Source organism: Brevundimonas sp. ALps5 (genome assembly GCF_058681645.1).
The window spans coordinates 2,751,334-2,766,570 of record NZ_CM178744.1 but is presented as its reverse complement, the minus strand read 5'-3'; the positions used below and the strand labels follow the sequence as shown (position 1 = coordinate 2,766,570).

General features: G+C 68.2%; 11 protein-coding genes. 8 read left to right on the top strand and 3 right to left on the bottom strand.

Features of this window, described 5'->3' with window-relative positions; all coding sequences use genetic code 11:
• Positions 1-162: 162 nt before the first annotated feature.
• Both ACW172_RS13250 and ACW172_RS13245 read left to right on the top strand, forming a co-directional pair.
• A complete protein-coding gene (locus ACW172_RS13250; RefSeq protein WP_492031911.1) occupies positions 163-1,461 on the top strand; it encodes an MFS transporter in 1,299 nt (432 codons plus the stop codon).
• A 60-nt stretch (positions 1,462-1,521) separates the two neighbouring features.
• Positions 1,522-2,862 carry a hypothetical protein gene (locus ACW172_RS13245; RefSeq protein WP_492031910.1) on the top strand — a complete coding sequence of 447 codons (1,341 nt, stop codon included), beginning with the start codon at positions 1,522-1,524 and terminating at the stop codon, positions 2,860-2,862.
• A 9-nt stretch (positions 2,863-2,871) separates the two neighbouring features.
• On the opposite strand, the gene ACW172_RS13240 is transcribed toward ACW172_RS13245, so the two are convergent.
• Complete coding sequence (locus ACW172_RS13240; protein ID WP_492031909.1) at positions 2,872-4,053, bottom strand: lipid-transfer protein; 1,182 nt, start codon at positions 4,051-4,053, stop codon at positions 2,872-2,874.
• A gap of 210 nt (positions 4,054-4,263) precedes the next feature.
• Here ACW172_RS13240 and ACW172_RS13235 point away from each other — a divergent pair, with 210 nt between their 5' ends.
• Genes ACW172_RS13235 through ACW172_RS13225 form a run of 3 tightly spaced genes read left to right on the top strand, consistent with a single transcriptional unit; the run spans position 4,264 to position 8,665 of the window.
• Positions 4,264-5,064 carry an alpha/beta fold hydrolase gene (locus tag ACW172_RS13235; protein WP_492031908.1) on the top strand — a complete coding sequence of 267 codons (801 nt, stop codon included), beginning with the start codon at positions 4,264-4,266 and terminating at the stop codon, positions 5,062-5,064.
• The gene (locus ACW172_RS13230) at positions 5,061-7,580 is read left to right on the top strand and encodes a beta-mannosidase (RefSeq protein WP_492031907.1); all 2,520 of its coding nucleotides are present in this window, start codon (positions 5,061-5,063) and stop codon (positions 7,578-7,580) included. Before ACW172_RS13235 ends, ACW172_RS13230 begins: the two co-directional genes overlap by 4 nt.
• Positions 7,577-8,665, top strand: a complete 1,089-nt coding sequence (locus tag ACW172_RS13225) for a DUF3089 domain-containing protein (protein WP_492031906.1) — start codon at positions 7,577-7,579, stop codon at positions 8,663-8,665. Before ACW172_RS13230 ends, ACW172_RS13225 begins: the two co-directional genes overlap by 4 nt.
• A gap of 38 nt (positions 8,666-8,703) precedes the next feature.
• On the opposite strand, the gene ACW172_RS13220 is transcribed toward ACW172_RS13225, so the two are convergent.
• On the bottom strand, positions 8,704-9,489 hold the full coding sequence (locus ACW172_RS13220) for an alpha/beta hydrolase (protein WP_492031905.1): 786 nt from the start codon (positions 9,487-9,489) through the stop codon (positions 8,704-8,706).
• Positions 9,490-9,638: 149 nt separating this feature from the next.
• Between ACW172_RS13220 and ACW172_RS13215 the strand changes: the two genes are divergently transcribed.
• Entirely contained in the window at positions 9,639-10,388 is a 750-nt protein-coding gene (locus ACW172_RS13215; RefSeq protein ID WP_492031904.1) for an alpha/beta fold hydrolase, read from the top strand.
• Positions 10,389-10,445: 57 nt separating this feature from the next.
• Here the strand turns inward: ACW172_RS13215 and ACW172_RS13210 are convergent, their stop codons facing one another.
• Positions 10,446-11,261, bottom strand: coding sequence for a GDSL-type esterase/lipase family protein (locus ACW172_RS13210; RefSeq protein ID WP_492031903.1), 816 nt, complete (start codon positions 11,259-11,261; stop codon positions 10,446-10,448).
• A gap of 194 nt (positions 11,262-11,455) precedes the next feature.
• Here ACW172_RS13210 and ACW172_RS13205 point away from each other — a divergent pair, with 194 nt between their 5' ends.
• Positions 11,456-13,624, top strand: a complete 2,169-nt coding sequence (locus ACW172_RS13205) for a TonB-dependent receptor (protein ID WP_492031902.1) — start codon at positions 11,456-11,458, stop codon at positions 13,622-13,624.
• Positions 13,625-13,647: 23 nt separating this feature from the next.
• Entirely contained in the window at positions 13,648-15,198 is a 1,551-nt protein-coding gene (locus tag ACW172_RS13200) for an AMP-binding protein (RefSeq protein WP_492034978.1), read from the top strand.
• Positions 15,199-15,237 lie beyond the last annotated feature (39 nt).

Below are 15,237 nucleotides of genomic sequence, written 5' to 3'. Positions count from 1 at the left end.
AAGAAAAGGGCATTTTTGGCATAAGTGATAGATTTTCTATCCTACACATCGGACAATAATCTTTGTTTTGTTGTACAATCGATTGACACTCCCGTGCGACCCGGCTGAAAGTCCAGGGACGGAAGGCGTCGTCAGAACGCCCGAGGAAACCCGGAGAAAGCGATGTCTGGCACGGAGAAATCCGCCCAAAAGCCCGGCCTGAAGGTCGCGATCATGGCTTCGGCGGGCGCCGCGGTGGAGTGGTACGACTTCTTCATCTACGGCACTGCTGCGGCTCTGGTGTTCCCGCACCTGTTCTTCCCCGCCGACCTGCCGCCGTTCGTGGCCCAAATCGCCTCCTTCAGCACCTTCGCGGTGGGATTCGTGGCGCGGCCTCTGGGCGGGATGCTGTTCGGCCACTACGGCGACACCCATGGGCGCAAACAGGCCCTGGTGGTGGCCATGCTGCTGATGGGGCTGTCGACGACGATCATCGGCCTGCTGCCCGGCTATGCGACCGCAGGCGTTTTGGCGCCGCTCGCCCTCGTGGCCCTTCGCTTCCTGCAGGGACTGGCGGTCGGCGGTCAGTGGGGCGGCGCGGCCCTGCTGGCCATCGAAAGCGCCCCGGCCGGCAAGCGCGGCTTCTACGGCAGCTTCGTCCAGATCGGGGTGCCGCTGGGCGTGGTCCTGGCCAATACCGTCTTCCTGATCGTCAGCGCCCTGACCCCGAACGACGCCTTCCTGACCTGGGGCTGGCGCATCGGCTTCGTGCTCAGCGTCGGCCTGATCCTGATCGGCCTGATCATCCACCTGAGCATTCGGGAGCCCGAAGCGGAGAAACCCGCGGACGCCGGGCCCGCCGAGCGCCGTCGCTCGCCGCTGCTGGAGGTGATCTTCGGTCACTGGCGGACGGTGCTGCTGGCCGGCGGCGCCTTCGTCGCCAACAACGTCTGCTTCTACATCGCCATCACCTACGCCATCGCCTATGGCTCGACGACGCTGAAGATCGACCGCGACGTCCTGCTGTTCTCGGTGCTGGCCGGCAGCGCCCTGATGATCCCGATCCTGATGCTCTGCGGCGCGGCGTCAGACCGGTTCGGGCGGCTGGGCGTCTTCCTGTGGGGCGCCTTCCTGTCGGGCGTCTGGGCCTTCGCCGTCTTCCCCCTGATCGAGACGCGCGAGCCCCTGCTCATCTTCGCCGCCATCACGGTCCAGCTGACCTTCGTCAGCATGATGTACGGGCCACAGGCCGCCCTGTTCGCCGAACTGTTCCCCAAGTCGGTGCGCTATTCCGGCGCCTCGCTCGGCTATCAGGTGGGCGCCGTGGTGGGCGGAGGTCTGGCCCCCATCATCGCCACGGCCCTGTTCGCCCGCTACGAGACCAGCCTGCCCATCGCCGTCTATCTTTCGGCCATGTGCGCCCTGTCCTTCGTCAGCGTCCTGTTCCTCGGCGGACGGGCGAAGAAGGGGCTTGCCCAATAGAATTGGCGGGCTGAGACCCTCCCGGACATTCTGCGTTCCAGATCGACGAAAGCGACCGCGATGATCGATGCTTCCAGACGAACCTTCCTCGGCGCCGGCGCCCTGGCGACCATCGGCGGGGCGGCCATGACCGCCTCCTGCGCCACCGCCGCGCCCGCGTCCGGCGCCCCGGCTTCCAGGGTCACCGGGCCCGACGCCGCGAGCATCGAGGCGGACCTGCAGAAATACGTCGGCTTCGGTAACAAGCGCGCGGGCGGGCCCGGCGACATGGCCTGCGGCGACTGGCTGGCGGGCGAGATCGAGAAAGCCGGATACGCCGTCGAGCGCCAGACCTTCCAGGCGCCCTTCTTCGAGGCGACGAAGGCCGAGCTGACGCTGGAAGGGGCGACCGTCCCCGTCTGGCCGCAGCCCATCGTGACCCCGACCGGGCCGGACGGCGTCACCGGCCCTCTGGTGCGCGTCGATGTCGCCGGGCACTTCACGGGATCGCTTCAGGGCGCGATCGCCCTGGTCGACCTGCCGTTCGCCCGCTGGTCCTCGGCCCTGCCCCGGCCCGTCCGCGGCCCCATCGACGCGGCCTTCGCGGCGGGCGCCAAGGCGGTCGTCACCATCACCAACGGCCCGACCGGCAAGGTCATCGCCCTGAACGCCGACGGCCGCCAGCCGATGTTCCCCGGCCCCGTCGCCCTGCTGGCGCCCGACAAGGCCCAGCCCTTCCTCGCCGCCGCCTTCGAGCGCAAGGAGGCCAGGCTGGTTCTGGACGGTCAGGGCGGCCGACGCGACGCCTTCAACTTCGTGGGCCGGATGGATCGCGGCAAGGCGAAGTGGATCGCGGTTTCGACCCCGCGCTCCGGCTGGTTCGGCTGCGCGGCCGAGCGTGGCGGCGGCATCGCGGCCTGGCTGGACATCGCCCGCTGGGCTCCGGCGGCCCTGCCCGACTACAACCTCGCCCTGATCTGCAACACCGGGCACGAGTACGAATATCTGGGCGCGGCCGAGGCGATGAAGGCCATCGCGCCGCCGGTCGAGGCGACCCGCTTCTGGCTGCACCTCGGGGCCAATGTCGCGGCGCGGGACTGGCGCGAACTGCCCGGCGTGCTCACCCCCCTGCCCAATGTCGACGCCCAGCGGGTACTGTCGATCTCGCCGGATCTCGTGCTGGTGGCGCAGGGCGTGTTCGCGGGTCAGCTCGGTTACGAGTCGCCGGTGTCCAGCGCCGTCCTGTCGGCGGGCGAGCTGGATGAGGTGATCAAGGCCGGCTACGCCCCCGCCGCCGGAACCTTCGGCATTCACCGCTATCACCACGTCGAGGAAGACGACGCGCGCTGCCTGCATGTGCCCGCCACGGTGGCGGCCGCCGACGGCTTCCGGCGCCTGCTACTGGCGGTGATCGCCGCCTAGGCCAGTGTTCTAGGCGCGCCCGTAGAGGGTGACGACGCAGGCGCCGCCGAGACCCAGATTGTGCTGCAGGGCGTGGGTCATCCCGTCGACCTGCCGCCGGTCCGCCGTCCCGCGCAGTTGCTGCGTCAGCTCATAGCATTGGGCCAGGCCGGTGGCGCCGAGCGGATGGCCCTTGGACAGCAGGCCGCCCGACGGGTTCACAACGTGGCGGCCGCCGTAGGTGTTCTGGCCGTCTCGGATGTAACGCTCGGCCCCGCCCTCTTCGCAGAGGCCCAGACCCTCGTAGCTGATCAGCTCATTGGCGGTGAAACAGTCGTGCAGTTCGACGGCCTGGATGTCGTCGGGGCCGACGCCGGCCTGTTCGTAGACGGACCGTGCGGCCTCGCGGGTCATCTCGTATCCGACAATGCTCATCATCGACCGGCCGGTGAAGGTCTCGGCATAGTCGGTGGTCATGGCCTGGCCAAGGATGGCGACCTCCGCCTTCAGCCCGTGCTTCGCCGCGAAGGCCGGTGAGACCAGCACCGCCGCAGCCGCGCCGCAGGTCGGCGGGCAGGCCTGATAGCGGGTCAGGGGGCCGTAGAGGTGTTTGGACGCCATCACCTCCTCCAGCGAGATCGGATCGCGGAACAGGGCCATGGGGTTGTTGGCGGCGTGGCGGCGCGCCTTGACCGAGATCAGGCCGAACACCTCGTCGGGGGCGCCGTAGCGCTGCTGATAGTCGAGGCCGGCGCCGCCGAACTGCTGGGCGACGAGCGGTGAGGTATCGTCCTGACCGAGGATGCGCTCCTGCACCGTCAGATGATGATCGAGCGTCCGCTTGCGGTCGGTGAAGACGGCGCCGAGCGCGCCGGGCAACATCTGTTCGAAGCCGAAGGCCAGGACGCAGTCGGCGGCGCCCGCCTCGATCATCTGCCGCGCCAGGAACAGGGCGCTGGAGCCGGTCGAGCAGTTGTTGTTGACGTTGACGATCGGAATGCCGGTGCAGCCGACGCGGTAGAGGGCCGACTGTCCGGCGGTCGAGTCGGCGTAGACATAGCCCGCATAGGCCTGCTGGATCTGTTCATAGCCGACGCCGGCATCGGTGAGGGCGAGGCGGATGGCCTGCTCGGCCATGACGTCCCAGTCGGCGCTCTGGCCGGGCTTGGCGAAGGGGATCATGCCGACGCCGGCGATCAGGGTGCGAGCCATGGAGCTGAAGCCTTTCGGGGGTGCGGTTTCCTCGGCGATCTGACGTCGCCATGGCATAAGATGTTCCATCGAAATCGAGGCCGGTCAACTTTCATTCAATCGCGAGTGAAGATTGACGAAGCCGCGTTTCGGTGGAATGCATGGGATCAGGCGACGTCAGATCGCCACCGGAAACGCGAACGCCATTCGGCGGCAGAGAAGGAAGATCGAATGCCCTTCATCACGAACGGCGGCATCAGGCTGCATTGGGAAGAGCGCGGCGACGGCGTGCCGATCCTGCTGATCATGGGCCACCGCTACTCCTCGGCCATGTGGTACCCGGTCTATGAGGCGTTCGGCGGCAAGTACCGGCTGGTCTCCTTCGACAACGAAGGCACGGGCCAGAGCGGCACGCGGCGCAAGACCTCCGTCTCGGAGATGGTCGCCGACGCCCTGAAGGTGCTGGACGCCGCCGGTATCGAGAGCGCCCACGTCTATGGCGTCTCCATGGGCGGCGGCATCGCCCTGGAGTTCGGGGCCCGCTATCCGGAGCGTTGCCGGTCGCTGATCCTGGGCTGCACCATGGCCAAGACGCCGGACATCCCGCCCCGTCCGAAGTGGTTGATCAGCCTGATCTATCGCGCCCTGCCCCTGCTCAAGGCCTTCGCCAAGCCGGCCAAATACAAGGGCGGCTACGGCGATGCGGCGCCCGACGACGCCATCGCCCGCGACAAGGCCATGCTGGACAAGGACCCGTTCAACATGACCGGCGTCATCGCCCAGAGCCACGCCATCATCGACTATTCCATCACCCCGGAAGAGGTGGCGGCGGTGAAGCTCCCCACCCTCGTCCTGCACGGCACCCAGGACCTGGCCGTCCCCTATGAGGCCGGCAAGAAGATGTCGGAGATGCTGCCCAACGCCCGGCTCGTCACCTTCCAGGACATCGGCCACAACTACTTCGTCGGCGCGGGCGAGAGGGCCAACGCCGAGGTCGACCGCTTCGTCCAGGACGTCGAGAAGAGCCGATGAGCGGGGGCGCTCCGGTGCTGCTGGACCGCTGGGAAATTCTGGACTTCGACCCCGGTCAGGGTTCGGCCGTAGGCGCCGCCGACACGCCCGGCGCCTGGATGCCGGTTCCGGCGCCGGGCGACGCCTATCTGGCCCTGATCGCGGCCGGACGGCTGGCGCACCCGTTCAAGGGCCGCAACGAGGACGCGGCCGCCTGGGTGCGGGATCGGGAGTGGTGGCAACGCACGACCTTCGTCGCGCCCGCAGCAGAACCGGACACGGTCACGGAGCTGGTCTTCGACGGCCTGGACACCTTCGCCTCCGTCTATCTGGACGGCCGGCTGCTGGGCCGGACGGACAATATGTTCCGGCGTCATGCCTTCGACATCGGCACCCAGATCCAGCCGGGCGAGACCCACACCGTCGCCGTCCGCTTCGATCCGCCGGCCCTCGCCGTCGTCGACCATCCCCTGCCCGTCTGGACCGCCTTCACAGACCGCGTCAGCCGCTCGAAGCGCAACCAGATCCGCAAGGCCCAGTTCGGCTGGGGCTGGGACTGGGGCCCCGACCTGCCGACCGTCGGCGTCTGGCAGGCCGCCCGCGTCGAGACCCGCGCCCGGCCGCGACTGGCCGAGGTCCGCTTCGACACCCTGTCCGTCTCCGCCGAAAGCGCCCGCGTCCACATCACCGTCGATGCGCCCCATGACGCCGCCCTGGTGGTCGAGGTCGCCCTGACCGACCCGGACGGCGCCGTCGTCTTCAGCCGCACCGGCCCGCCCGGCGACGCCTCGGGCGCCCTGACCATCGAACGGCCGCGCCTGTGGTGGACCGCCGATCTGGGCGAACAACCCCTCTATGGCCTGTCGGTTCGCCTGTCCGACGGGGACCGCCTGGTGGACGAGGTCGTGCAGTCCGTCGGCATCCGGACGATCGCCCTGGACGAGTCTCCGGACCCGGGCGAACCGGGGACGACCTTCTTCCGCTTCGTGCTGAACGGGCGCCCCGTCTTCATCAAGGGCGCCTGCTGGGTGCCGGCCTCGTCCTTTGTCGGCGACCTGGCGTCGGAGCCCTATGACCGGCTGCTGGACGACGCGGTCGCGTCGAACATGAACATGATCCGGGTCTGGGGTGGCGGGGTCTATGAGCCTGACGCCTTCTACAACCTGTGCGACCGCAAGGGGCTGCTGGTCTGGCAGGACTTCATGTTCGCCTGCGCCCACTATCCGGAGGACGGCGAGTTCGCCGCCTCGGTGAAGATCGAGGTCGAGGAGCAGGTGCGCCGCCTGCGCCACCACGCCTGCCTCGCCGTCTGGTGCGGCAACAACGAGAGCCAGGCGATGAACCGGATCAACACCGACAAGGGCGGCGATCCGGTGCGGCTGTCCGGGACCGCCCTCTATGACGACCTGATCCCCGAGGTGCTGGGTCGCCTCGACCCCAAGGCCCTGTATCGCCCCGGCAGCCCGTGGGGCAGCTCCAACCCCAACGGCATGACCGCCGGGGATGTCCACGACTGGACCGTCTGGCACGGGGTGCCGCCGATCCCCGAGGACGAGATGATCGGCGAGTTCGGAACCACTCCGGAAGCGGTCTCGTACTTCCGCTACGCCGAGGACATGTCCCGCTTCGTGTCGGAGTTCGGGCTGCAGGCGGCGCCTGCGCTGGCTACGCTCAGACGCTGGATGAACCCGGCCGATCTGGATCCGGAGAGCCCCGGCTTCCTGATGCGGATCAAGGACGAGGCCCGCAAGGCCGACCTGATGATGTCCCCGGTCACGGGTCTGCCAAAGACGATCGAGGACTATGTCGACTTCACCCAGTGGTGTCAGGCCGAGGGGCTGAAGTTCGGCATCGAGCATTTCCGCCGCCGCACGCCCCATTGCTCGGGCGCCCTGATCTGGCAGTTCAACGACTGCTGGCCCTGCGTCAGCTGGAGCCTCGTCGACTATGACGGGGTGCAGAAGGCCAGCTGGTTCGCGGTGCGGCGCGCCTTCGCCCCGGTCATGACCTCGTTCCGGATCGAGGACGGCGTCGCCGAGCTGTGGATCGCCAACGACCGGCTGGAGCCCGTCTCGGGCAAGGCGGAGATCACCCTGTCGCATCTGGACGGGCGGTCGGAGTGGCGGGTCGAGACGGACTTCACCGTCGCACCGAACACCGGCGCGCCCGTCTGGCGCGGCGAGGTCGCGGCGGCCGATGATCTGGTCCTGACGGTGAACTCGCCTGAGGACCTGTTCCCGGCGAACCGCGAACTGTTCGCCCCGATCAAGAGCCTGCCGCTGACGAAGGGCGCCCGACCGGAGGTCGCGATCCGGCAGGTCGGGCCGCTAGAGCTGGCCGTGGATCTGTCCGCGGAGACCTGGCTGGCCTTCGTCCATCTGGTCTCGGACCGCGCGGACCTGAGGTTCAGTGACAACCACTTCGACATGGCGGCGGGTGAGCGGCGGACGATCGCGGTGACGGGCGTCAGCGATCTGACAGTCTCCGACGTCGCGGTGCGCTGCTGGAACGACCGGACCTCGGGAGCGGCGGCGTGAGCCGGGCGTCGCGGCGCGCCTTCGCGGCCGTCGCGATCGCCGCTGCGGCCTTCCTCGCCGGATGCGGCGGCGGGCCGGCGAAGCCTTTCGATCAGGCGAGCGCCTCACCCGCGCCCGACTATGCGAAGCCCGAGACCTGGCTGGCTCTGCCCGGCCGGAACGGTCTGGAGCGGTCATCGCCTGCGGGTCTGGCCGTGGTCGATGAGGCCGCCGCGCCCGCCGATGTCTTCTTCATCCACCCCACCACGGTGAAGGGCAGCGAGACCTGGAATGCGGCATGGGACGCCCCGGACGCCGTCGCGTCGCTGAACCGGGCGGTGCTGATGGGCCAGACCAGCGTCTTCAACGGCTGCTGCCGCATCTATGCCCCCCGCTATCGGCAGGCCTCCCTGCGCGGGCTCGGCGACACCGGGGCGGTCGATCTGGCCTATGCCGACGTCGCCGCCGCCTTCCGCGACTTCATCGCCAGACGCAACGAGGGGCGCAACGCCGACCGGCCCTTCATCATCGCCGCCCACAGCCAGGGCGTGGTTCACGCCATCCGCCTGCTGCAGGAGCAGGTGTTGGGCACGCCGCTGCAGGACCGGCTGGTGGTCGCATACCTGATCGGCGGCTATGTGCCCGACGCCTTCCCCGAGTTGGGTCTGCCCCTGTGCGACGCGGCCGACCAGACCGGCTGCGTCCTGACCTGGAACTCCAGCAAGCCCGGCAGCCTGACCGCGCGGATCATCATCCACGACAAGACCTATTGGTGGCGCGGGGCGTGGAAGAGCGAGGACCAGGCACCCGCCATGTGCGTCAATCCCCTGACCTGGCGGGTGCAGGGGCATGGGCCGGAAGCCGTCGGCCCGGAGAGCAATCCCGGCAGCATGCCCCTGCCCCGCGATCCCTTCCCCGCGGCCGCGGCGACGATGCCGCCGCTGCTGCCGCATCTGACCGGCGCCCGGTGCCGTGACGGCATGCTGGAGGTCGACCTGCCCAAGGACTCGCCGGCCGCCTACAGCGATCCACTGGCCCGCAATCTCGGCAGCTATCACCTGAACGACTACGGCCTGTCTACGGGGCCTTGCGCGAGAACGCCCTGACACGGGTCGAGGCCTGGACGGCGGCGCATCCGTAGAGGTCAGGCGTTGGTCTCGGCCCAGTCGATCAGGGCCCGGGTGACCTCCTCCCAGCCCGGCTCGGCCAGCAGCAGGTGGGAACGGCCGGGGAAGTTGAGGAAGTCGGTCTTAGCGGGCGAGCGCTTCTGGATCCGGTACGCGACGCGCGAGAGGTAAGGCGTCACCAGTCGATCCTTGTCGCCCGAGGTGATCAGCAGGGGCTGGGTCCGGCGGCGGGGATCGATCCGGGTCCCCGCCCAGAAGGCCGCCTGATAGAAGACCCGGCCCGAGGTCGGGATCACATACGCATCAAACGCCCCGTTCTGTACGTCGGGCGGCGCCCCGTTGGCGAAGCGGTCGGCCCAGCGCTTTCGCGTGAAGGCATAGGGCCGGTTCCAGCCGTTCCAGCGCAGGATGACCGGAAGGGCCGCCGTCAGGGTCAGCCAGCCGTGCACCACTCCGCCGATGGGCGCCGGATTGACCGCGATCCCGGCCCGGCCGACGCCCCGGTCGAGCAACATCTGGGTGAACAGGCCGCCGAAGGAATGGCCGACCAGCAGAGGCTTGCCCGGCAGGCGCTCGATCTCGGCCTGCAGCGCATCGACGATCTTCCCGACGCTGAGCCCGCCGAGCTCCGCAGGCGGCGCGGCATTGATCTCCGCCGCCGTCCGGCCGCGCAGCACCGGCCAGGTCGGCGTCACCACGGTCCAGCCCGCCGCCTCCCACGCCTCGCGGAACCCCGCCCAGGAGTCCGTCGTGACCCAGAGGCCGTGGATCAGCACCACCGTTCGGTCGTCGGCCTTGGCCATGGTTCTCCCCGTGCTCAACAAACGTAACAGACAAGCTTCCGTCGCCTAACCGCGTTATAAGGAATTCAACTCCACAGGGAACCGCACGGCGCGGGGCCACGGAGCCATGGAAGGGCTTCTCCCCAATGTTCAGGACGCTTCGTACCCTTTTGGCCGCTGCGCTGATTGCGCTCGGCGGCCTCACCGCTGTCTCGGCCAACGCCCAGACCGCTCCCGCCAGGAAGACCGTGGTGCTGGTCCACGGCGCCTGGGCCGACGGCACCAGCTGGAGCCGGGTCATCCCGTATCTGCTGGCCGCTGGTTTGAACGTGGTGGCGGTGCAGAACCCGCTGTCGTCGCTGGAAGGTGATGTGGCCAACACCACCCGCGTCATCAATGACCAGGCCGGCGACGTCATTCTGGTCGGCCATTCCTACGGCGGCGTGGTCATCACCGAGGCCGGCAACAATCCGAAGGTGAAGGCGCTGGTTTACGTCGCCGCCTTCGCGCCCAAGCCGGGCCAGTCGGTCAACTCGATCCTGTCGGCCTTCCCGCTTCCCGCCTGGTTCGCCAGCCTGCATGCGGACGCCGGCGGCTATGTCACCTGGCCGATCAGCACCTGGAAGACCGAGTTCGCCACCGGCCTGCCCGAGGGCGAGCAGGAGATGCTGCATGCGACCCAGCATCCGACCTTCCACGGCGTCAACGACAACGCCGTCGGCGACACCGCCGCCTGGTCGACGCGCCCGGTGATCTCGGTCGTCTCGCAACAGGACCACATCATCCCGGCCCCGCTGCAGATGCTGTTCGCCCAGCAGATGCATTCGACGGTCGTCCCGGTCGAGGCCGGCCACCTGGCCATGCTGATCGCGCCGGAAGAGACCGCCAAGGCCATCATCGCGGCCGCCAACAGCTACTGAGATCCATCGCGATCGAAGACGACGAGAGGCGGGCCGCAGGGTCCGCCTCTTTTCGTTTTAGCCTGCCCGACGCAGGCTCTCGACCAGCACCGGCTCCATGGCCGCATAGCCGCGCCGCGTGGGGTGGACGCCGTCGCGGGTGAAGTCGGTCCGCATCCGCCCCTCGCCGTCCGTCAGGGCGGCGAAATAGTCGGCGAAGACCAGACCGCGCGCCTCCGCCGTCGCCTTCAGCCAGGCGTTGAGCTCGGCGACCCGGCCGCTGACGTCGCCCAGAGCGGGGCTCCAGGCCAGGGTGGCGAAGGGCGGCAGGCTGGCGAGGACGACGGTGATCCCGTGCGCCTGCGCCAGATCCAGCATGGCCAGGATGTTGTTCCGGAAGTCCTGCGCCGTGTTCGGCCCGGTGTTGCCGGCGACGTCGTTGGTCCCGGCCATCAGGTGGCAGATCCGGGGCTTCAGGGCGACGACCTCGGCCATGAAACGCAGCAGCATCTGGGGCGTGGTCTGGCCGCTGATGCCGCGATTGACGTAGCCGCCCCCGAACAGGCCGGGGTTGGCGATGCGCCACATCTCGGTCAGGGAGTCGCCCATGAAAACAACGTCGATGGGGCTCCCGGCGCGGGCGAGGTTATCGTCGCGATACTGGCTCAGCGCGGGCCAGTCGCGCTGCATCCGCCAGGCCTTGCGGCGCTCGTTACGGGCGCCGCGTTCGGGATCCGACAGCATGGCCAGGACAGCGGGATCCATCTCTCCGTCGGCGACATAGGCGCGGGCGAAGGCCAGCTCCTCCTCGCCCGGACCGAAGCCCGCGGAGTCGAGATGATCGACCATGCCGAGCGGGCTTGGGAGGTCTTCGGGGCGATCCCAATCCGGCATTCCGTCTGTCTCCATCCTGGCTGCCCGGGTCTTCGCCCGCGTCGGCTGAGAGCCCAGTCTGCTCCCGCAATGCAGCAAACGTCAAATCTTCACTCGCGATTGAATGAGCGTTGACGAAACCGAATTTCGGTGTGACGTTCCGGGCCATGGCGACGCAGATCGCCGAGGAAACGCAAACGAGGGAGGCTAGCCCCATGACCGGGAAGCTCTGGATATCGACGTCCGTCGCCGCGCTGCTGTGGTGCGGCGCTGCTCACGCCCAACAGGCCCAACCGACCGCCCCTGAAGACCAGGCGACGACCCTGGGCGACGTGGTGGTCACCGCCGAACGCCGCACCACCAACCTGCAGACCACCGCCGTCGCGGCTGCCGTGCTCAGCGGCGAGGAGCTGCAGAACAAGGGCGTCTCCAACATCGAGACCCTGCAGTTCTCCATGCCTTCGGTGACGGTGCAGAACTCCGGCCAGGGCAACAGCTTCAACATCCGCGGCATCGGCAAGACCGAGAACAGCTCCTCGATCGGCGTCGGCGTCATCACCTATCGAGACGGCGTGGCGGTCTTCCCCGCCTACTTCCAGAACGAGCCCTTCTTCGACATGCAGAGCCTTGAGCTGCTGCGCGGTCCGCAAGGCACCTTCGCCGGCCAGAACGCCACCGGCGGCGCCCTGTTCATCACCGAGAAGAACCCGGACTTCAACGGTTTCGGCGGCTATGTCACCGGCCAGTACGGCAACTACAACGACATGCGCATCCAGGGCGCGGTGAACATCCCGCTGGGCGACACCCTCGCGGCCCGTATCGCGGTCAACAGGGAAACCCGCGAGAGCTTCTTCGACGTTCTGGGCACGCCCACCCGCGCCAATCCCGGCGCGCTGGACACCAAGAGCATCCGCGGCAGCCTGCTGTGGCAGCCGAACGACCAGCTCAAGGTCCTGCTCAAGTCCGACTACACCGACCATGACATGGGCGGCTATCCGACCAGCCCCTACAACTCGACCCTGCCGCTGCACACCATCTCGACGAACGGACCCTACGCGGCGCGGGACACCAGCTCCCGCACGGTGCTGAACATCAGCTATGAGTTCGCCAACGGTATCACCCTGAAGTCGATCACGGGCGCCCAGTACGGCACGACCATGGTTCGCGCCGACTCCGACGGTACGGCCACCCTGCCCTTCACATTCTACGACAAGGTCGACCAGCGCCTGCTGTCGCAGGAGTTCAACCTGATCTCGCCCGACACCGGCCCGCTGCGCTGGGTTCTGGGCGCCTACTACCAGGACGACCTGATTACCTTCCCGCCCGGGCAGTTCGTCACGACGACCTATGTCTCGGCGACCCTGCCAATCCTCTACGACACCCTGCTGGAAGGCCGGAACCCGAAGACGACGGCGGCCGGCTTCGGCCAGATCAGCTACGACATCACCGACAGCCTCGAGCTGCAGGTCGGCGCCCGCTACACCAAGTCGACCGTGGTCAACGACGCCAGCTTCCGCGCCCCGCTGCTGGGCCTGGGTCTGGTCCAGAACGACCGCTACGAGGAAGACGCCGTCACCGGAAAGGTCGCCCTGAACTGGACGATGAACGATGACAACTTCCTCTACGCCTTCGTGGCCCAGGGCCATAAGACGGGTGGCCTGAACGGTCCGAACCTCGCCTTTATCCCGCCCAAGCCCTTCGACGGCGAAGACGTGACGGACTTCGAGGCGGGCTGGAAGTCGACGCTGTTCGGCGGCCACGTCCGGACCCAGCTGGGCGCCTATTATAACATCTACAAGAACTTCCAGGTCATCGTCGGCGAGCCGACCTCGACCGCGATCGTCTCGATCTTCAACGTCGCCGGCGATACCAAGATCTACGGTCTTGAAGCCTCGGCCCAAGGACGGTTCGGCGCCCTGGCGTTCGATACCGGACTGTCGCTGTCGCACTCTGAGCTCGGCCGGTTCTTCGCCGCCGACACCCGTCTGCCCCGCACCGGCCTGTGCGATCCGAACACCGGCCCGGCCAGCGGCAACTGCCTCAATCTGGAAGGCCACGCCCAGAGCTATTCGCCCGAACTGACCTTCAGCCTGGGCGTGCAGTACGACTTCGCCCTGGGCAATGGCACGCTCACACCGCGCGTGGACTACAGCCACATCTCCGACACCTGGACGACCATCTTCGCCAACGAAGCCCTCGGCGACCATCTGAAGGAGCGGGACATCGTCAACGCCCAGCTGACTTACGACAGCGGCCACGACTGGACCCTGCAGGCCTACTCCACCAACCTGACCGACCTCGAATACGTGGCCTCGGTCAAGGCGGGCCAGCGCTATGCGGCTCCGCCCCGTCAGTACGGCCTCCGTCTGACGAAGAACTTCTAGTGGAGTACGGCGGCGTGGGGTCGATGCAGGAGTATGCGCTGACCGTGGACAAGTTCCTGGTCCACGCCGCCAAATGGCACGGGTCGGTCGAGGTGGTCTCGGCCGATCCGGGCGGGGTCACGCGAAAGACCTACGCCGAAACCCTGGACCGGAGCCGCAGGCTGTCGGGCGCCCTTCTGGGCCTCGGCCTGCGGCCCGGGGACCGGGTCGGGACGCTGGCCTGGAACACCCGCCACCATCTCGAGATGTGGTACGGGACCATGGGGGTCGGCATGGTCTGCCACACCCTGAACCCCCGCCTGACCGCCGACCATCTGGCTTCGATGATCGATCAGGCCGAGGACAGGGTCCTGGCCGTCGGCTCGGGTCTGGGCGAAATCGGACGCGCCCTGATGGCGCGCTGCCCCAGCCTTGAGAAGCTGATCATCCTCGACGGCGATCCGCTGGAGGGCGGCGACCTCGATATCGAGGCGATGATCGAGGGCTCGAACGATCGCCCGGCCTGGGGCGGGTTCGACGAACAGACGCCGGCCGGCCTCTGCTTCACCTCGGGCACGACGGGGGCGCCCAAGGGGGTGCTCTATACGCACCGCTCCAACTATCTGAACACCATCCGCTCGTTGCAGTCGGACTGTCTGGCCCTGTCGCGGGCGGACGTGGCCCTGATCACTGTGCCGATGTTCCACGCCAATGCCTGGGGCTTCCCCTTCTCGGCGCCCTCGGTCGGATCGACCCTGGTCCTGCCCGGCCGGCTGATGGACGGCGCCAGTCTGGCGGAGCTGATCCGCAGCGAGGGCGTCACGGTCACGGCGGGTGTGCCGACCGTCTGGATCGGCCTGCTGGACCATGTCGAGGCCAACGACCTACAGGTCCCGACGCTGGAGCGCATCATCCTCGGCGGCGCCGGCGCGCCCGAGAGCCTCATCCGGCGCATGGAATCCCGCCTCGGCGTCCGCGTCCAGACCAGCTGGGGCATGACCGAGCTGTCGCCCATGGGCACACTGTCGCCGCCCGACGAGGTCGCCCTGGCCTCGGGCCGTCCGGCCATGGGGCTGGACATGCTGCTGACCGACGCCGACGGCGTGGCCCTGCCCGAGCAGCGCGGCGTGGTCGGCCATCTGAAGGTCAAGGGACCGAGCGTGGCGCGTCAGTACTTCAAGGCCCCCGCCCCGGCGCTGGACGCCGACGGCTGGTTCGACACCGGCGACCTGGCCATCATCGATGACTCAGGCGCCCTGACGCTGGCGGGCCGGTCGAAGGACCTGATCAAGTCGGGCGGCGAGTGGATCAATCCGGTCGATATCGAGCAGATCATCGGCGCCGATCCGTCGGTCGGCATGGTCGCCGTCATCGCCCGCGTCGACGACAAATGGGGCGAGCGGCCCCTGCTGGTGGTCGAGCCGCGTCAGGGCCATGCGGTCGAGGACGGCGCCCTGCTGAAATCGCTGAAGGGCAAGGTCGCCGACTGGTGGATTCCGGACCGGGTGGTGCAGGTCGAGGCCATGCCCCTGGCCGCCACCGGCAAGATCGACAAGACGCGGCTTCGCGCGGACTACGGGCAGGCTCTAGGATGACCATCGATCCTTACAGGCCGCTCGCGAATCGGGCGCCGC